Genomic DNA, 19,573 nt, shown 5'->3' with positions numbered 1-19,573 from the left:
GAGCTTTAAATAAAGGCTGAATAGTTACAGAAAATCTATCTATAGGAAAGGAGGGGGACAGTGAAGAAGGGATTATACGTTATTGCGTTTTTAACAGGGTTCCTTTTACTTACGGGTATGGGAGGTCTGGGAGGAACACCAGTTAACAAGATTCCAACCCCAGAAAGAGATTTTTCTGCTACTCTTATTGATAAACAAGATGTGGTTACTAAATGCAAACAGGTTAGCAGGGAAGGAGATGTTTTCTTTCTGGGTAAAAAGGGCAGAGGTACCGTTACCATTCCCTTCGAAAAGATTAAAATAACAGAATTTGAAAGCAGAAAGGGTGTAGTGACTGCCGTGATTAAACTAATAGACGGCCAAACCATAGAGATTGAGATGGATAAGAGCCAGAGATTCTATGGGATGGCAAATTTTGGTACTTTCGAGATAGAAGTAAGCGATCTTAAAAAGGTTATATTTATCCCTTAGCTTGCTGGTCAGCATTCTGGTATCTTAGCTTCTTACCCCATTAAATTCTCAAAAACCCAGGATAAAGGATGAAGGTCAAACTTAGCCCCTCCCTTTTTCTGTCTATATCAGTTATTATATTAGCTCTGTGTTCCTGTGCAGCACCTAAATACCGATATTATCCTGAACCGTCGTATAGAGAAGTTGAGATAGGGGTTGGATCGTGGTATGGGTCTGATTTTCATGGTAAACCAACGTCCAGTGGAGAGATATATAACATGCATGATCTAACAGCCGCCCATAAAACCCTACCCCTTGGTACCTATGCAATGGTTACAAACATGGATAATAGAAGGGCGGTAGAGGTAAAGATAAATGATCGGGGACCATTTATAGAAGGAAGAATAATTGACCTTTCTTTTGCTGCAGCGAAAGCCCTGGATATGGTAGATTGTGGAATTGCCATAGTTAGAGTGGAGGTTACAAAGAGGGTGAAATACTATGACATACCATATACCCTCCAGGTAGGTTCCTTTATAGAGAAGGGTAACGCTTTAGATTTTAAAAAAGAATTGGACAAGAAATATAAGGATGTCTATATCGTAGCTACCAGAGTCTCAACTGCAGAATACTATAGGGTTAGGTTGGGATACTTTAAATCGGAGGGGGCTGCCCAAAAGGAAGCTCAGAGACTTATTGAGGATAAATATACTGTCTTTTTAACAAGGAGAGATTGAGGAGTGCATATAAGGATTTGAACAAGAGGATATCCCAATGATAAGTATAAATACAGACCTTCGAAGAAAAATACTGGAACATAATGAGGACATAAAGAAATGCTATCAGTGCTCTACGTGTAGTGCCAGTTGCCCTGTGTTAAAATATGACCCGGATTTTAACCCTCGAGTCCTCATTATAAAAGCCCTATTCGGGTCGGAGGATACTCTCAAGTCAAAGGAGTTCTGGAAGTGCCTTTCCTGTGACAGGTGTAATGAAAGGTGTCCCCAGGGTGTTAATCCCTTTAATGTTTTGCTTAAACTTAAGAATTTCTTATTCTCACAAAACCTGGCACCAAAAGAGAGGATAGATGCCAGAGAGCTAATTATAACCACTGGTTTTTCTTATCCTGTTTCATCAGCGGTAGACAGAAAAAGAGAGAGCATAAAGCTGGAGGCATTGGAGTCTATAGGTGAAGAGTTAAAGAAAATAATAGGAACAGAGGAGTCAGAATGAAGCAATACGCTTTATTTACGGGATGTACAATAAAAGTTGCACTTCCTCATATAGAGATGGTAGCCAGGAAGGTTTTCCCCTTGCTTGATATAGATATTAAAGAGCTGGCATTTACCTGCTGCCCTAATGCTGATTTCAGATCCATGGACGAGTATTCCTGGTTGGTGGTTGCTGCAAGGAATCTTGCCTTAGCTGAGAAGGAGGGTCTAGAGATACTGAGTCTGTGCCCTGGCTGTACCCAGACTCTTAAAGAGGCGAATATCATCTTAAAAAACGATGTCTCCTTGAGGGCAGAAATCAATAAAAGACTTGGGAAAATAGGCCTGATATTTCAGGGGACCACAGATGTCAACCACCATTTGGTCATTCTCCACCGGCAAATTGAGATACTTCTCCAGAGAATTACTACTCCTCTTTACGGTATAAAGTTGGCAGCTCATACAGGCTGCCACCTGCTCATGCCAAGCTGGTTAATGCAATTTGATAGCCCCGAACGACCGACAAAACTGGAGGAACTTGTAAAAATACTGGGGGGTACTACTATAGATTACCCGGAGAAAATCCTTTGTTGTGGATTTGGTTTGTTCGGCTCACAAAAAGGAACCGCATCAAGGATTATTAAAGATAAGGTTGAATCAGCTTCCTTAGCTGGAGCTGAAGCTTTTGTAGTTCCGTGCCCCAGCTGCTTTCAACAGTTTGATAGGAATCAATTGGTCGCAAAGAGGGAATTGAAATTTGAATATCAGCTCCCTGTCTTTTATTATCTCCAGTTGGTAGGGTTGGCTATGGGGTTTAACCTGGATGAAGTTGGGTACTACCATGGGAGGGTGAGATCGCCCGAATTGGAGGAGAAGATTAAATCGCTGGGGGGAAAGAAGTATTATTCAATAGTTAACCAGAAACACTTATTGGTTTTGGCTTGAGGAGGAATAAATCTTGTTTGAGAAAAAGAAAAAAAAGGATATTATTCCTAGCGATACACCAATTTATTTAAAGGAAGATTGTGAATTCAATGATGTTTTAGAAATCTTCTCTCAAAATGATGAAATTGAGATTATCCCTATCTTGAATAATCAATTTTACCCTGTTGGAATTGTTTCAAAAAATACAATTTTTAAAGCTTTATACCGGCAAAATAATTCGAAAATACCAATCAAGGAATTAATGGTATGTGAATTCAACTTAATAAATGAAGATACTTCGCTGGATGAACTCTTAATTAGGGATTCTAGTAGCTGTTTGCCCCTCATTGTGGTTAATAAAGATGGAAGATTTTCCGGGACTATTACTCAAAATAAGCTTTTAGACTGTTACCAATTTCAGCTTGCATCCATTCAAAAGAGATATCATGCATTATCAAAATCGTCTGAAGAAAACCTGAATGAGTACAATCGTAAATCTACCCTTTTTGAAAATATTCTTAACAATGCATACGAAGCAATAGTAGTTATCGATGAAAAGGGAATAGTAAGATACTGCAATACCCAAGCCCTAAATTATTACGGCAGAAAAATAGACGAAGTTATTAATAAACATCTGAGCCTGATCAGTCCACATTCCGGATTATTTAATGTGTTGGAAACAGGGGAACCAGATATTGGAGTACCTTTTAGAAAGAATGACGGACAAGAGACGGTTATCAATAGGGTTCCTATAAAGCAAAATGGAAAGATAATAGGTGCAATGGGGGTACTTCTATTTAAGGATTTAACGGATTTGAAACACCTTCTCCAAAGAGTGAATCTACTAGAAACTACCGTGGAACTCTACAAAACCGAGTTGCAAAGTGCCTGGTCATCCAGATACACAATTACCCACATCATCGGTAGTAGCAAAGCAATAGAAGATGCGCGGCATCTAGCCCTAAAAGCAGCTAAAAGTTCTTCTCCTATCTTAATCCTGGGAGAGAGTGGCACGGGTAAAGAGTTATTTGCTCATTCGATTCACTATGCAAGTCCAAGGAGAGAAAAACCGATGATACGGGTAGATTGTTCTGCCATCCCAAAAGACCTTCTGGAAGCTGAACTCTTTGGTTATGAAGCGGGAGCTTTCACTGGAGCGGGAAGGAAAGCAAAACCGGGAAAATTCGAATTGGCTGATAACGGGACGATTTTTTTGGATGAAATTGCGGATATGCCCATGGAAATGCAGGCAAAGCTACTCCGGATTCTTCAAGAAAAGGAGATTACAAGGATTGGGGGTACAAAGCCAATAAGGGTTGATTTTCGGTTGATAAGCGCAACACATCAGAACCTTGATAAATTGGTAAAAGAAAATTATTTCAGGACTGATTTGTATTACAGGCTGAATGTCATACCTCTTATTGTTCCTCCATTAAGAGAGAGGAAAGAAGACATTACTCTGATTTCCAATTATTTCTTAAGAAAGATATATAATCAAAGCGGGAAAGAGAATATCCGTCTTTCGCGTGGAGCAAGTGAACTGCTTCAAGAATACGATTGGCCAGGGAATGTCAGAGAGCTAATGAATATCCTTGAAAGAACAGTGAATCTTATTGAGGGTAACACTATAAATATCGATGACTTGCCCACATTTTTACGAAACACAATAAAAACAGTCCATAACCCTCTTCAGTTAGAAAAATGTGTAACAGATGTTGAAAAAAAACTTCTTTTGGAAGCAATCGAATCAGTAGATGGCAATAAGGCGGAAGCGGCAAGAATTCTGGGAATCCACAGAACTACCCTCTACAAAAAATTGGCCAGGTTTAGCATAGGCATCAACTAAATCGGCAATTATCTAATATCTTCTTTTTTATCTTTCGAATAGAGTGTATTTATTTAGCTACATGTAGATATTTTTCATCCAAATCATATAAATTAAGATTGCTAAGAACCTAACTGTATCTGTTAACCCTACATTTTTAAGAATATCAACTCACGCAGACCATGAAGACAGGGCTACGGAGTCCGCACTATCAATCCCGAATGAATCCATTCCTTATAAATATAAATACGTCTAGTTTCCTAATTTCATTGAATTTGTTGTATAAGTTCGTTGAGTTAATTCCTCTAGTTAATCTATTTCCATTTTTAGATTAGAGGTTGGTATGGATTTTGCGTTACTAAAAAGTTTAAACTTTCAACCTAAATAAAATAACCTTAGCTAAGAAAGGAGTCGATTATGTTCAAGACAAGAGTCACAGAGATGCTTGGTATTGAGTATCCCATAGTTGCTGGTGGGATGGCTTACATCTCTCGAGCAGGCTATGCGGCTGCGGTCTCGAATGCTGGTGGGTTAGGGATTATCACCTCAGCAAACTTTGAAACCGCAGAGGAGCTTCGCGAGGAGATCAAGAAGACGAAAAGTCTGACCAACAAGCCTTTTGGGATAAACATCAATCTGTTTCCATCACGGAGGCCTATGCCCAATGATGAGTTCATCGAAACCCTCATTGACGAAGGGGTTGCGGCAGTCGAAACCTCAGGGACTCGCAGCCCTGCGGAATATTTCTCCCGCCTCAAGGAAGGAGGAGTAAAATGTATACACAAGTGTGCTGCGGCAAGGCATGCCCGCAGGGCAGAGAATGATGGGGCTGACATGGTAACTGTAGTTGGATTTGAGAACGGGGGCGCACTGGGTATGGATGATGTTCCTACTATGGTCCTGGTTCCGGTAACACGGGAGACCGTCAAGATACCGGTCCTTGCTGGCGGAGGGATTGTCAATGGCCGTGGGTTTATAGCCGCCCTGGCTCTGGGTGCTGAGGGTGTTACTATTGGTACCGGTTTTATGGCAACGGAGGAATGTCCAACCCATCCTAAGTTTAAGGAGTGGATGGTCAGGAGCAAAGAGACCGACCTGGCTGTGATTGAGCGTTCTATAGGGCTTCCGCACCGCTCATTGAGGAACAAAGCCGTGGAACAAGTTGAGGAGATGGAAGCCCGGGGTGCTGCTTTCGAAGAGTTGGTCGCGGTTGTTGCTGGTGAGAACTACAAGAGGGCCATACTTGATGGTGAGCTGGATGCGGGGCTGGCTTACTGTGGTTTAGCTGTGGGCCTAATACATCGCACCTCAACTGTCAAAGAATTCATTGATGGCATAATTGCTGAGGCGAGCGCTATCGCTCAGCAGATTGCTTCCTTGGGAGGAGTGACAAAATGAGTATACAGGTCAAGGTTCCACCCCTTTTGCGACAAGTGACCGGGAGGTTAGCTGTAGTAGAGGTTGATGCCACCCATGTCGCTGAATGTCTGGGTAAGCTAGAGGAACGTTTCCCACGTATAAAGGGCCATTTGTTTGATGAAAAGGGTAAACTAAAGTCTAGCATTATAATCAATGTCAACGGTAAAGACATGCGCTCCCTTTCTGGGCTGCAGACACCTGTGAAATCCGGGGATGTGGTGAACGTGTTGCTTGCACATCCCGCTATCAGTTGAGTCAGCTAGGCCCAGGTTGTAACAAAGGGTTTTTTTGCAAGCCTGACCGAGAAGGGGGCACTTGTTGTTGAAATGGGGTCCAGTGCTGGTTCTGACATGCCTACCCCCACGGAGACTGTGTCACAATGTCATTGCGAAGGAGTGAAACGACTGAAGCAATCTCATATGTCATTGATTACACAAAGATTGCCACACTTCCTTCGGTCATTCGCAATGACAAAAAGAGCATTACGACACAGTCTCACGGTAGCAAGGGCGAGGGTCCTTATGCTCAATATAGGGAACTTCACTGAGCTTCATGTCTGATCTGGCAAACAATAGACTTATTGCCATAACAGATTGGGAGAAACCAATTGAGATGAAATGAGGGTTAACAAAGTCTGGAATTTTGTTGACCGTTCACCGTTAAACCGTTAACAGTGAAGACTTTCTACTGTCGTTCACTACAGGAGGTGAAGGTGGAATTTCAGGATATTATCTATAAGAAAGAAGATAATGTAATTACGATAACAATGAATAGACCCAAACGAAGAAAGCATTGAGCATAGATATGGGTAAAGAGATAAAGAATGCACTTGAAAGAGCCTCTCAAGATAATGAAGTGAGGGCAGTAGTTATCACTGGTGCCGGTTCTGTATTCTGTTCTGGTATAGATCTTCCCCAGGGAGAAAAGATAGTGGATATGACTCCGGTGGAGGTTAGAGAGGAGATATATGCAGTATTTCAGGGAGTAGTCAGAGCGATCGTTGACTTGCCGAAGCCAGTGATAGCATTGGTGAATGGACCGGCCATAGGGGCAGGGTTTGATCTATGTCTGGCATGTGATATCATGATAGCGGCGGAAGACGCCAAGTTCAGTGAGTTTTTCGTCAGGATAGGCACATTGCCGGGTATGGGAGGGATGTTCTTTCTTCCTCAACTGGTAGGCATAGGGAAGGCCAATGAACTGGCTTTTACCGGTGACATAATAGACGGTATTGAAGCAGAACGCATAGGTTTGGTAAACAAGGTAGTCCCGACGGATCAACTGGAAAAGGTGACAGGAGAATTTGCGAACAAACTGGCAAGGGGAGCCACTAAGGCCATAGGCATGATAAAGATGGGGATCAGACGTGGTATAGGATCTAACCTTTCCTCTGAACTCGAATTTGCATCTTTTGCTCAGAGCGTCTGCATAAAGACGGAGGATGCTCGGGAAGGCTTCAAAGCAGCTTTAGAAAAGAGAAGACCTGAATTCAAAGGAAAGTAAGAATCAGACGGCACAGTAAAAAGCTCTCCCGCCACAGGCGGGACAAGGCGCGCAAATCACGAGGAGTGAAGCATAGTTATAGATAAGAATAGATAAGAGGGTTCATAATGTCTACCAGGGGGAAGACAGAGCAGTAGGCTATTTCAAGCCGGAGATAAAGGAAGAGCTAAAATGCTTATAGGAGACATTTTAAGAAGAAACGCTAAACTCTATCCGCATAAGACCGCTATTGTTTTTGAAGGTAAGAAGCACAGTTATGGCGAGTTGGACGATAGGGTAAAAAGGTTAGCAGCCGGACTCATGGCAAAGGGAATCGGAAAAGGGGATAGAGTGGGACTATTAGAACATCCATGCCCCGAATATATCGAGCTTTATATTGCTATTCCAAAGATAGGGGCAGTTCTCGTACCGCTGAACTGCAGGTTAGCAGGGCGGGAGATGGAGTTTATAATAAATGATGCAGAAGTAAAGATGCTGATAATGGGTGGGGAGTTTATAGATGTTATACGTTCGATCCGAGGTAATTTGAAGACTGTGGGCACTTGCTTCGCTATGGGGGACACAGCCCCCCCGGGTATGGGGCGCTATGAGGACATGATAACTGGATTTCCCCCTGAATTTTGGGAAATAGTGATAGACGACGATGATGTAGCTATTCAGATGTATACAAGCGGCACTACAGGGAAACCAAAAGGGGCTATGCTCAGTCATAAGAATCTGGTTTCAATGTACATGTCAAGAATTATCGACTTCAAGTTAGACGAAAACGACGTATTTTTAAGTGCCGTTCCCTACTATCATACAGCTGCCGAGTATGCTCTTGTTACACTTTACGCAGGGGGCACTTTGGTTATTCATAACAGGTTCCTACCGGGAGCTTTCTTAGATACCCTTGAGACTGAGAAGGTTACCTTTACTCTCGGTGTCCCCTCCATGGTTAACTTTTTACTCCAGCACATTGAAAAAAATCCAAGAGATTATGACTTCAGCAATCTAAGGATATTTCTCTACGGGGCATCTCCAATGCCGGTAACAGTTTTAAGGAAAGCCATGGAGACATTTAAACCTGTCTTTCTCCATTCATATGGTCTTACAGAAGCAAGCCCCGGAGTGACATTTCTGAGATCAGAGGAACACATACTGGAAGGCCCTGAGGAGAAGGTAAAGAGGCTCGCATCGTGCGGCAAGGAGATATTCAATGTGGAGGCGAGGGTGGTCAATAAGCAGGGGACAGATGTAAAACCCGGTGAAATGGGCGAGATTATTGTCAAGGGCGATAACGTAATGAAGGGTTATTGGAAGTTGCCGGAAGAGACAGCAGAGACTATCAAGAACGGCTGGCTTCATACTGGAGATATGGCCACCGTAGATGAAGAGGGCTATATATTTATCATGGACAGAAAGAAGGACATGATAATAAGTGGTGGCGAGAACATATATCCACGAGAGGTTGAGGAGGTTCTCTATTCTCATCCATCTGTCCTCGAGGCAGCGGTGATCGGGGTTCCTGACGAGGATTGGGTTGAAGCAGTCAAGGCATTTGTCGTTCTTAAGGAAGGAGAGAACGCTACGGAACAAGAGGTTATTGATTTCTGCAAGGTAAACATGGCAAGTTACAAGAAGCCCAAATTTATTGAGTTTCTAGATGCCTTGCCTAGAACTGCCGCTGGTAAGGTCTTGAAGAGGGAACTGAGAGAGAAATAATGGAAAAGTCTTTTTGTTGAAACGTTTTCGCCGAAAGATTAACTCGAGTTTTGTAAATAGAATTTTTACTTGCATATGGGAGGTGATCTTTGATAGAAACAGAGAAAGTTTACCCCAGATTTTCTTGAGGCAACAAAAAAGAGTTCGATAGAAATTGGTTGAACGTCCAGTCCTACCTGACCATACTTAGCAGTACGCTAACGTCCTCTGTTCCCATAATCCATTTGGCTAGAAAGGGAATTTTTAGCTTGACAGTAGTTATTATATATATGTATACAATATAACTATGCTTTTCAATTTGTTCCAGAGGTCTAAGTTGTTATCTAATGCCTGGTGATGGAAGGTATACCCTTCTGCCCGATGTACCCCCAAAATACCCCTGAGAAGCAGGTATTGAGGTTGAGGCAAGGAGGAGAGACAGTGAAACGATGGCCTATACCGAATTTGAAGAACTCGGATAAATATCACGGTGTATATTACGATAGTGATCTGCCAGAACCTGAAAGGTGGCTTGCAAGAGTGGACATAAGCTGTGGGCGATTTGCTAATATAGGAAATTTCAAGACAGAATTGGATGCAGCCAAAGCCTATAATGAGTATGTTAAAAAATATAAGCACCGTAATGTTTATCCGTTTTTTGATATTGTGTTGAACGACCTGGAGGATAAAGACAGATGAGGAGAATAGGTAACTGGGTGAATATGTAGCAGAGCTTTGTCAATACTTCTGATGTTTCAGAAAGGAGATTGGTTATGGGTAGTAAAGAAAAAATCAAATCAAGCAGGCGCTTTGACGGCTGTCCGGTTACAGAAACCTCGGCCGGCATCCCCCTAAAAGAGGTCTATTGCCCTCAGGATTTAGAGGAAACCGATTATCAGAATGAGATTGCAAACCCTGGGGAATATCCATTCACCAGGGGTATCTGGAACAACATGTATCGTGGAAAATTATGGACGAGAAGGGTATTTACAGGTCTGGGTTCTACAGCGGACACTAATGCGAGATACAAGTACTTATTGGGAAAGGGTGCCTCGGGTCTTTACTGTTTTGGGGATACCATAACCCATCAGGGGATTGATCCGGACCATCCGCTGGCTCAGGGATATGCAGGGGTCAGTGGGGTTTCCATAGTTTGTTTGCAGGATATGTATGACCTCTTCGACGGGATATCACTGGAAGATGTGAGTGTCTCTTTCAACAACCCCTGTATGGCAGCCACAGTGGTATATTCTGCCTTTGTTGCGTATGCGGAGGACATGGGATACGATCTGAAAAAGATCAGCGGTTCCATCCTGAATGAACCGATTCATCTGGTTTATAGTATGTTTGAGACCAATGCCAAGCCATTGGACCTTGCAGCAAAACTGGCAACTGATGTGATAGAGTATTCTATAAAAAATACCCCCAGATGGCACCCCATAGCCCCCAATGCTTACGATATGCATGAAAAAGGAGCCAATGCAATTCAGGAAATGGCATTTACTATTGCAATCATGGAAGAATACATACAGAGGATGATAAAGAGGGGGTATGATATAGATGAGTTTGCCCCCAGGGTAAATGTATTCGGATGCGCCTGTGATATAGATTTTTTTGAGGAGATATGCAAATTCAGGGCTGCCAGAAGGGTGTGGGCCAAATTGATGAAAGAAAAATACGGTGCAAAGAAACCCGAATCCTGCAGGCTATACCTGTCAGTACACACATCAGGTAATTCTCTGACGGTACAGCAACCAGTGAACAATGTAGCAAGGGTTACACTGGAATCACTGGCATGTGTCCTGGGTGGTCTTCAATCCTTTGATCCGGCAGGATACGATGAAGGCTATTATATCCTCACCGAGCATTCGGCTTTAACATCCCTGAATATCCACAACATACTTGCGTATGAATCAAGGGTTGCAAGTGTAGCCGACCCATTGGCTGGTTCCTATTTCATTGAGTCCCTCACAAACAGGATGGAAGAGGAGATGTTTAAGGTCATAAATAAGATAAATGATATGGGTGGTGCTATTAAGGCTACAGAGTCAGGGTGGATCGGTTCAGAGATGGACAGGGAACTCATCAAAGAGCAGAAAGAGATAGAAGAAAAGAAGAGGATTATAGTAGGAATGAACGAGTTTATCGTTTCAAAGGAAGAGGAAGTGCCGATAGAGGTTGGTAGAGACAGACCTCTAGAAGAGCAAATGGCAACCTCTAAGAAAAGGGAAGATGAAATCAGGAAGCTCAGGGAGACAAGAGATAAAAGGAAAACTAAAAATGCATTGGAAAACTTGAGAGAAGGCGCCAGTAAGGGTGAGGGACACAATCTGGTACCGTTAATGATGGAATCATTAAGGGCAAAAGCAACCCTGGGGGAGATATTGGGTGTGATCCGTGAAGCGAATGGTGCGAGTTACGACCCTTATAAGGTTTTGCAGTATTCTCTTTAAAATAAATACTATTAACAGTTAACCGTTAACAGTTAACAGTATTTAACTAATCTGTGAAAGAGGAGTTATTAAGTGATGAAAGGGACCATCAGGAAGATAAAAGTAGTGGTGGCTATGCCTGGATTGGACTGCCACGACAGAGGAATTATATATTTGAGCCATGTACTTAAAGAGGCAGGTATGGAAGTGGTTTATCTGGGAAAGTTCAATACACCTGAATACATAGTAAATACAGCGATCGAAGAGGATGCCGATGTCATTGCCCTGAGTTACTTAAATGATCATCTGTATATGATATTTTTCCCTAAGGTTGTTGAGCTTCTGAGAGAAAAGGGAGGCAGCGATATATGCGTAATTGCCGGCGGAAGGATCATAGAGGAAGATAGACCTGAACTAAAAAAATTGGGGATAACAGGGTTCTTTGGACAGAGTACCCCTACCAGGGATATGGTTCAGCATATAGAAGACAGGGTAAAGAAAGAGAGGTGGAAACAATAATATCTGAAAACAATAATATCTTGACACCCCAAAAAACTAATGTTATAAGAAAATGTCGGTGGAGTAATTCACCCATAGAATGTACTTGTTATCTGGGGTCAGTAACAAGGACAAAAAAGAAGGAGAAGCAAAATGATTAAACCGTTTGGATCTGACAAACTTAATCCGTTGTATGTAGCTGATGATACAAAACGAAAAGCACTAATTAAAGAGGCTGAAAGCCTGCCCTTGGTGGTAATGTCTTCCGCGGCAGCGGGAAATGCTGTCATGTTAGGTTCTGGTTACTTCAACCCGCTTACAGGGTATATGAACGTAGCCGATGCTGTAAGTGTGGCTGAGAAAATGCAAACAACTTCTGGCTTATTTTGGCCCACACCTATTTTGAATATACTCAAGGATGCCTCTGCCATTAAAGGCGCCAAACGCATTGCACTTCGCGACCCCAATGTTGAAGGGAACCCGGTGTTGGCAATCCAGGAGGTTGAAGCAATCGAAGAGATAAGCGCAGATAAAATGAAATTAATGACAGAGAAGGTTTTCCGCACCACAGATATGGAGCATCCAGGGGTTGCAGCCTTCAATTCAGTGGGCAACATCGCGGTCTCTGGTCCTATTCAGGTATTAAGCTATTCCTATTTTGAAAAAGAATTCCCCGAAACCTTTCGTACCGCTGTACAGCTTCGGGATGTAATCGCAAAAAGGGGCTGGAAAGAGGTGGTTGCCTTCCAGACCCGTAACCCAATGCACCTGGCACATGAAGAGCTGGTTAAAATGGCTATGAAAGAGTACAATGCAGATGGTGCTATTATTCATATGCTGTTGGGTAAACTGAAGGCAGGTGATATCCCCGCCGATGTTCGCGATGCAGCTATACGCAAAATGGTGGAGCTCTACTTCGAACCCAATTCAGTTGAAATAGCGGGTTATGGTTTTGATATGTTATATGCAGGCCCTCGTGAAGCTCTATTGCATGCCATTTTCCGTCAGAATATGGGTGCTACTGTCCTGATCGTTGGCCGCGACCACGCTGGAGTGGGCGATTATTATGGTGGTTTTGATGCGCAGACTATCTTTGATGATGTTCCTAAGGGAGCTCTGGCCATTAAGATTTTCAAGGGTGATCACACTGTATGGTGCAAGAAGTGTAATAAGGTAGTCATGATGCGTGACTGTCCTCACGGTAAGGACGATTACATAATGCTTTCCGGTACAAAAGTTCGTGCTATGCTTGCCGCTGGTGAAGACTTACCACGCGAGTTTTCCCGTCCGGAAGTAGCCAGGATACTCATGGCTTATTACAAGAGTGAAGCTGGACAAGCGTAAAAACACTATTACCTAAAAAGCATAACGCCCTGAGAGTGCTTTAAGTTACCCTCAGGGCGTTTTTTTTAATTGAGTTTTATATTGTTTTTTCCCCCAGTCCTAAGGGGATTTGACAACCAAAACAGCAGCCCCTTCAAGCGCCCTTACCAGCTTGATACTTACATCTCCCAATACAAACTCTTCAGCTTTAGACATCCTCTTGCGGCCAATCACCACCATCTGGAAATCCCCTTTCTTAAACTGGTCAATAATTCCATCGGTTACAGTAGGATAAGATTCGGTGATCAATTTTGTCGTGACCTTCTCAGGATCGAACCCATTTTCCACAAGTTTATCCTTTGCCTTTTGTAAAACAGCTAATAACCTTGACGGTATTTGATCCATAAACTCTTTGCCCATGAGTTCTTCACCGGATGGTGGTTTTCTATAGATATGAAGCAAGGTAACCTCAAGGTTATCGTGGCAGAGTGCCAAGCCGGCAAGGTAATCCAATACTGCCCTGGAGCTCATTGAATCGTTTATTGCAACAAGGATGGTATTATTCAAGTATTTTCTCCTTTTATTCAGAGATGGAGTAAAGGCTTCTGTTTAAATCCTCTATTATTTCATCTGTGGACTCGTAATATACGTCTGTACCTCTTGAGAAATGCATCAGGGTGTTATTAAGCATTCTGGGAAGGTATGGATAAAGTTTCCGTAAGTTCATAAACCTGGATCTATACAATATGGAAAAATCTTCCGGTTCGGCCCGTCCTGCCAAACCTTTATATGTAAGTGTATCATTCTGTATCATATCAGCGTTGTGAAATCCCTTCCCAATTGCATAAAGCAAAACGTTTCCCATGCCAAAAATGTCCATGCTATATGGGTTTTCCTCCGTTTCGTAGTCGTAATCGAAGTCTATCCACACATAATTACCAGTTTCCCGCTCTATAATAATATGATCATTTCTTATATCTCCATGATTTAACCCGTGGTTATGGAGAAAACGAATAGCATCAAACGCTTTTATTAGCTGCCTTAAAATTCCTGGGAATACCTTGTGGAAATAGGTCTCATGGTCCATATCGATGGAATTAAGGTGCAAAAAAAAATTTGTTCCTTGTACTATATTTAATACGCGAACATTATTGCCCTTGATATCCCTGTAAACCTTTCCCTGCATAAAATGTGGGTGATCTTTTGCAAGTCTTAAAACCTCTCCCTCTTTTTCAGGATTCCTGAAGCATTCAATTCTTACACCACCTAAGCTTTTTTCGAATCTCTCAGAAAAGGACAACTTTATGATCCTTTTTTCTCCTGTGTCTGCATCAATAGCCCGTTTGACCCAGAATTTGGGTTCCTCCATGCCGAACCGACTTTCCCGCTCATGGCCTGTTACGATATACCGTTTACTGTCAACCAGAATCTCATCGCCTTTATCTATATTGAAGAATTCAGTGGTGTCAGTGAAGAGCCTACCTTTCATTATAATAAAGTCCTTCCAACATCCATGTGGGAAGGCTTTCCATGGCAATTTTCACTCTGTCGAGAAAATTCTTAAGACCGTTGTTTTCTATAAGCAATCCCAGATGGTCTGCCAGCACACAGAAGGAATCAATGTCGTCTTCATGGAGTATCCATGGCTCACTATGATAGATTCTTATTAACCCCATTACTGCTTTTCGACATTTTATTGGAACCGTCAGCATGGAAACGATTCCTTCTTTGGTTGCCCACTCTGGATACTTGACACGAGGATCGTTTTGCATATTCTCAATAAAAATGGGTTCTCCGGTAAAAAAGGCAGAGTACTTTTTATCTACAAGGAGGGGACCTTTATTCAGATATTCTTCACTGACACCATAGCTGCTCACGTGAAACAACTCTTTTTCCCTCTCGTCAAAAAGCATAATGCTGCACCCTTTGACCTCAAATGAACGGCTTATAAGCTCAGCAAAATGACTGATGAGCAGATTAAAATCTTCATATGTTGAAATAGCACGACTAATTGTTTTAAAATCCTTGAGATAAATCCTCCTAACCGGCTTTTGTTCCATATACTCTTCTCCTTAATATCAAATTATTTATGCCGAGTCATAAAAATCCGACTACGATGATATATTAATAAAATGGATGTATTTGGATGTCAATGAGTCTTAAACTTTAGCAAGGTTATAACCCATTTCAGCAAACACTGGGGACAATTGCTTTATAGCAAATTTCTCATGTTGTTTCACTGCCTCTTGAAATAGAAACCACTTTGTTTTTTCTTTAACGATACCTTCTTTCCAATAGTGTTTGTCTTGAAACAATGTAAAATGAGCCATAATACCATCGTGAGTATCTCTTAAGCCCCTTATCTCAGTTTCTATAGATTCATTAAACCATTCTTGCTCGTCAAAATCAGGAAGCCAGTCAATCTTATCTTTATATCCTTCAGAGCGTTTTTGTTCGTAATAGTTTATATCTCCGGTATAGGTTCTACCTTGCAAGCCAATCATCTCTTTTTCAAGGCCAGCCCATTTGTTAAAATTGTTGCTGTTTCCCAAACTCTCCTGATAATCACAGTATTTTCTGAAAAGCTCTTTTGCAGCGGAAAGAAAACGGTGCAGATTATTAACTTCCGGTTCTACTAATCTGATGTCTACCCACAAATGGCTTACCCAGTCAGGGTGATGCTCCGCATCAACGTGTCCAATATCTGGTTTTACATCTAAACCGATGTTATTAAAGTAGTCGTACCAGCCAACAAAGTTTTGATGTGCCCATGTATCAATATAGCTGTGTGATGCAATGCCTATCCTGTAAAGTCTTGTTTGTTCATCTGCCTTGAATGCATCGTCAATTATTTCGTTTGCATTTTCGTTATTAGGCGTTGTATTTAATATATGCCTTTTCCCGTCTCTACGTCTGGCTGACCGCGCTTCAGGTTCCCCGGGTATGAAATGAAAAATAGGATATATTCTCATGAGGGTGTCTTTCGGCTTGAGGATATTCATAGTTTGACTGATATAATTCCAATATTTTTCGCTAGTTGATCTGTCTTCAATCTCAAGGCAAAGATCATTCTCATCCACATACTGTGAGGCGTATGCGATTATCCTGGCATCATCTAGGTTGAATCCTGCCCCGTGTGCAATAAGCCCGGTCATCCAATAATGAAACTCAATATCCATGGTAATCGCCCTCCGTCCTCTGTTATCCGTTTGCCCCTTAACTCTTAATTAGTTCGTCCTGAAAAATTTCCTTTTCCGCTCTCTGGTGCAGGTTAAGTAAAACTATTCCCATGTTATATAAAGAGGGGTAAACGGATGGACAAGACCAGGATGTTTTGGAAGCGCCCTTGCTGTAAAACCATATCTTCCACTTGCAGGAAAGGAGATTTCTGTTTGATATAGATATTCCCCCCCAGTATGCTCAACAGGTTTCATGTCAACTGTTTGTCCATCTGTAATCTGATCACTGGTATCCAACAATCCATAATAAATCTGGACAGTTACATCATCCGGGGTAAGTTCGCCCAAATGAGCCCTAGTCCTTATAGGGTATTTATTCCCAGCGTATATCTCTTCCTCTAAGACTATCTTATCTGTATTTAAGAATATTTGAGGCCATCTTTCTTTAAGCTTTTTCCGCCATTTTGCCATATTTTTAGCGTTTAATGCAGAATCTTCCAGAAGATTCTCTCCTGCTCTACCTGCAGGTAGATAAAACTTCTCTGTATATTCGATTAACATCCTGTGGGTATTAAATGCCGCACCTATTTTTTTTATTGAATTTTTCATTTTCTCTATCCACTCTCTGGGCAAACCCACTCTGTCTCTTTCATAATAAAGAGGTATTATCTCCTTTTCTAAAAGATTATAAAGGGATTCACTTTCAATGCAGTCCTGTTCCTCAGGGTTTGCATAAGTCTCTCCACTCCCGATTGCCCATCCAGTATCCTGTTGATAACCTTCACACCACCAGCCATCAAGGACGCTTAGATTTATTGCACCATTCATTGCTGCTTTCATTCCACTTGTTCCAGATGCCTCAAGGGGCCTTCTTGGAGTATTAAGCCATATATCTACTCCCTGCACCAGGTAGCGACCCACATTTATATCGTAATCTTCCAGAAAAACTATATGGTTCCTTAAATTATGATCCTGTGTAAAATGAATAATAGATTTTATTAACTCTTTACCATCATTATCCTGCGGATGGGCTTTTCCAGAGTAGATTATTTGTACAGGCATTTCAGGGTTGGTCAAAATCTTAATTAATCGATCGGGGTTTTTAAAGAGAAGATTAGACCTTTTATAAGCGACAAATCTACGGGCAAATCCAATAGTTAGTGTACTAGGATTTAAGGCTTCCTGAGCAATTTTTGCTTCTGTAAGACTTGCACCACGGTTTACAAGTTGTTTTTTAAGGAGGTTTCTTGCAAGGAAAACAAGTCTCTCTTTTCTTATCTGGTGGGTTCTCCATAGTTCTACATCAGGAATTCGGTCAACCCCTTCCCAGATTCCGAAATCTTGAGGTTTCTCAACAAATTGTGGGCCTAGATAGCGGTCAAAAAGGTCTCCCAGATCATGGCTTATCCATGATCTGGGATGGACGCCATTTGTTATGGAGGTAATCGGGATTTCTTTTGCAGGAAGTGTATGCCATAACTTTTTCCACATGTTTCTTGAGATTTCACCATGTAGTTTGCTTACACCATTACAAAAGGCAGCAAGATTAAGAGCAAGTACTGTCATGCAAAACGTTGGGGACTTACCAGGTTCCTCCTGACCAAGGGATAAAAATCTATTCCAGCTTAACCCAAGATCAGATGCAAATTTATTAAAATACTTTTTCACTAAATTTGGATCAAAATGCTCGTTACCTGCTGGGACCGGAGTATGTGTAGAAAATACATTGGATGCCCAGACAATCTCTCCAGCTTCAAAAAATCTAAGATTATATTTTACCATAAGGCTGCGAATTCGTTCCATGGCTAAAAAAGCTGAGTGTCCTTCATTCATATGATAAACAGTAGGATTAAGGCCAAGGGCTTCCAGTGCCCTGACCCCTCCTATTCCCAGGAGCATCTCCTGTCTTATCCTGATATCTCTGTCTCCACTGTATAACTGGCTTGTAATCATACGATGATCAGGAGAATTTTCAGGAATATTGGTGTCAAGAAGATACAGATTAACCCTCCCAACTTCTACCCTCCAGATTTGAGCCTTAACAGGGGTATTTTCATAATCTATACTGATCAATATTGGCTTCCCGCTTTTGTCTCTTTCAAGGATTACAGGCATATTGTACCAATCATTTTTTGGGTAACATTCCTGCTGCCAACCATCCAGATTGAGATATTGTTTAAAATACCCTTCCTGATAAAGAATACCCACAGCCACCAGGGGGATACCAAGGTCACTCGCTGCCTTTAGGTGGTCCCCGGACAGGATTCCAAGACCCCCGGAATAAATGGTCAGCCCCTCGTCAATACCATATTCACTGGAGAAATAAGCGGCCAGGAAGTTCTCGTTTTTATCGTGTTTTTCTTTAAACCAGGTTCGTGCTCTCAGATAGTCAGAAAATTTTTCGTAAACATCCTCAAGGTTCGCCAAAAAACTTTCATCTTTGCTTACCTGGTATAGAATATCCTGAGGAAGACGCCCCAACATCAGGATGGGATTTTGATAGGAATCCTCCCAGAAGTTTCCCCGATGTCCAAGTTGAGGAATAAACCCAAGTCTCATGAATAAATAAACTGCTTCCCAATTCCAGCAGAACCAGTAATTCATAGCAAGTTTGCGGAGTTTTTCAAGGTTCTCAGGTAATTTTGGAATAGCATAGACTGTCTTTATTTTCATAATAACTCCTGTTTTTGATATTTTTGGATTCTATTCTTTTTGCTACATGAAATTCCTTTAGTTATCCTTTAGAAAGATTAAATATATAATATGAAGCTAAACATATCAAGGGATTTTGCCTGTTTTTTATAATCGCCTAATTTATTGGGTAAGAATTTTCTTTGAGACTGTTTCCTCTTTGCTTTGCTCCAAGGATGCTTTTTAGGATACGTTTCAATCCACGCCCCCGCGCAGGGGGCGACTAATTAAGGTTTCAACATCCTGGAATGTATAATTGTTTCAATCCACGCCCCCGCGCAGGGGGCGACATGATACTAGGCGGTCAAAAATGCAAAGGTAAAAGTTTCAATCCACGCCCCCGCGCAGGGGGCGACATCTGACCCAAATCAATCAGTTACGGGAGCTAATGTTTCAATCCACGCCCCCGCGCAGGGGGCGACCGTCCCATTTGTG

The 19,573-nt window shown here is 41.9% G+C and carries 18 protein-coding genes and 1 CRISPR repeat array (1 of these 19 running past the window's edge); of the genes, 13 read left to right on the top strand and 5 right to left on the bottom strand.

What is annotated here, in order from left to right; genetic code table 11:
* Nucleotides 1–60 precede the first annotated feature (60 nt).
* The 13 genes from AB1401_07080 to sat all read left to right on the top strand — a co-directional run bounded on the left by AB1401_07080 (nt 61) and on the right by sat (nt 13,289).
* The gene (locus AB1401_07080) at nt 61–471 is read left to right on the top strand and encodes a hypothetical protein (GenBank protein MEW6615209.1); all 411 of its coding nucleotides are present in this window, start codon (nt 61–63) and stop codon (nt 469–471) included.
* Nucleotides 472–539: 68 nt separating this feature from the next.
* Nucleotides 540–1,187 carry a septal ring lytic transglycosylase RlpA family protein gene (locus AB1401_07075; GenBank protein ID MEW6615208.1) on the top strand — a complete coding sequence of 216 codons (648 nt, stop codon included), beginning with the start codon at nt 540–542 and terminating at the stop codon, nt 1,185–1,187.
* Between the two features lie 37 nt (nt 1,188–1,224).
* Complete coding sequence (locus tag AB1401_07070; GenBank protein ID MEW6615207.1) at nt 1,225–1,683, top strand: 4Fe-4S dicluster domain-containing protein; 459 nt, start codon at nt 1,225–1,227, stop codon at nt 1,681–1,683.
* Nucleotides 1,680–2,606, top strand: a complete 927-nt coding sequence (locus AB1401_07065) for a CoB--CoM heterodisulfide reductase iron-sulfur subunit B family protein (GenBank protein ID MEW6615206.1) — start codon at nt 1,680–1,682, stop codon at nt 2,604–2,606. The genes AB1401_07070 and AB1401_07065 overlap by 4 nt, the downstream gene beginning before the upstream one ends.
* 13 nt (nt 2,607–2,619) lie before the next feature.
* Nucleotides 2,620–4,431 carry a sigma 54-interacting transcriptional regulator gene (locus AB1401_07060; GenBank protein MEW6615205.1) on the top strand — a complete coding sequence of 604 codons (1,812 nt, stop codon included), beginning with the start codon at nt 2,620–2,622 and terminating at the stop codon, nt 4,429–4,431.
* A 396-nt stretch (nt 4,432–4,827) separates the two neighbouring features.
* Nucleotides 4,828–5,808, top strand: a complete 981-nt coding sequence (locus tag AB1401_07055) for a nitronate monooxygenase (GenBank protein MEW6615204.1) — start codon at nt 4,828–4,830, stop codon at nt 5,806–5,808.
* Nucleotides 5,805–6,083: a MoaD/ThiS family protein gene (locus tag AB1401_07050; protein ID MEW6615203.1), complete on the top strand. Its 279-nt coding sequence runs from the start codon at nt 5,805–5,807 to the stop codon at nt 6,081–6,083. Before AB1401_07055 ends, AB1401_07050 begins: the two co-directional genes overlap by 4 nt.
* Before the next feature lie 538 nt (nt 6,084–6,621).
* Nucleotides 6,622–7,332, top strand: a complete 711-nt coding sequence (locus tag AB1401_07045; GenBank protein MEW6615202.1) for an enoyl-CoA hydratase-related protein — start codon at nt 6,622–6,624, stop codon at nt 7,330–7,332.
* A 171-nt stretch (nt 7,333–7,503) separates the two neighbouring features.
* Complete coding sequence (locus AB1401_07040) at nt 7,504–9,036, top strand: fatty acid--CoA ligase (GenBank protein MEW6615201.1); 1,533 nt, start codon at nt 7,504–7,506, stop codon at nt 9,034–9,036.
* Nucleotides 9,037–9,456: 420 nt separating this feature from the next.
* The gene (locus tag AB1401_07035) at nt 9,457–9,714 is read left to right on the top strand and encodes a hypothetical protein (protein MEW6615200.1); all 258 of its coding nucleotides are present in this window, start codon (nt 9,457–9,459) and stop codon (nt 9,712–9,714) included.
* A 74-nt stretch (nt 9,715–9,788) separates the two neighbouring features.
* A complete protein-coding gene (locus AB1401_07030) occupies nt 9,789–11,468 on the top strand; it encodes a methylmalonyl-CoA mutase family protein (protein MEW6615199.1) in 1,680 nt (559 codons plus the stop codon).
* Nucleotides 11,469–11,543: 75 nt separating this feature from the next.
* Nucleotides 11,544–11,966 carry a cobalamin-dependent protein gene (locus AB1401_07025; protein ID MEW6615198.1) on the top strand — a complete coding sequence of 141 codons (423 nt, stop codon included), beginning with the start codon at nt 11,544–11,546 and terminating at the stop codon, nt 11,964–11,966.
* Nucleotides 11,967–12,098: 132 nt separating this feature from the next.
* Nucleotides 12,099–13,289 carry a sulfate adenylyltransferase gene (gene sat / locus AB1401_07020; GenBank protein MEW6615197.1) on the top strand — a complete coding sequence of 397 codons (1,191 nt, stop codon included), beginning with the start codon at nt 12,099–12,101 and terminating at the stop codon, nt 13,287–13,289.
* A 99-nt stretch (nt 13,290–13,388) separates the two neighbouring features.
* On the opposite strand, the gene AB1401_07015 is transcribed toward sat, so the two are convergent.
* The 5 genes from AB1401_07015 to glgP all read right to left on the bottom strand — a co-directional run bounded on the left by AB1401_07015 (nt 13,389) and on the right by glgP (nt 19,120).
* Entirely contained in the window at nt 13,389–13,835 is a 447-nt protein-coding gene (locus tag AB1401_07015; protein ID MEW6615196.1) for a universal stress protein, read from the bottom strand.
* A gap of 13 nt (nt 13,836–13,848) precedes the next feature.
* Entirely contained in the window at nt 13,849–14,757 is a 909-nt protein-coding gene (locus AB1401_07010) for a protein kinase (GenBank protein ID MEW6615195.1), read from the bottom strand.
* Nucleotides 14,747–15,328: a GAF domain-containing protein gene (locus tag AB1401_07005; GenBank protein MEW6615194.1), complete on the bottom strand. Its 582-nt coding sequence runs from the start codon at nt 15,326–15,328 to the stop codon at nt 14,747–14,749. The genes AB1401_07010 and AB1401_07005 overlap by 11 nt, the downstream gene beginning before the upstream one ends.
* A 99-nt stretch (nt 15,329–15,427) precedes the next feature.
* Nucleotides 15,428–16,447: a DUF6765 family protein gene (locus AB1401_07000; GenBank protein MEW6615193.1), complete on the bottom strand. Its 1,020-nt coding sequence runs from the start codon at nt 16,445–16,447 to the stop codon at nt 15,428–15,430.
* 102 nt (nt 16,448–16,549) lie between these two features.
* Nucleotides 16,550–19,120 carry an alpha-glucan family phosphorylase gene (gene glgP / locus AB1401_06995; protein MEW6615192.1) on the bottom strand — a complete coding sequence of 857 codons (2,571 nt, stop codon included), beginning with the start codon at nt 19,118–19,120 and terminating at the stop codon, nt 16,550–16,552.
* A gap of 210 nt (nt 19,121–19,330) precedes the next feature.
* Nucleotides 19,331–19,573: a CRISPR direct-repeat array (repeat unit 32 nt; unit sequence GTTTCAATCCACGCCCCCGCGCAGGGGGCGAC); it runs 119 nt beyond the window's last position.

The organism is Thermodesulfobacteriota bacterium (assembly GCA_040757775.1).
Classification (GTDB): Bacteria; Desulfobacterota; UBA8473; order UBA8473; family UBA8473; genus UBA8473.
The sequence above is the reverse complement of the archived record's forward strand: the minus strand, read 5'-3'. Positions and strand labels throughout refer to the sequence as shown.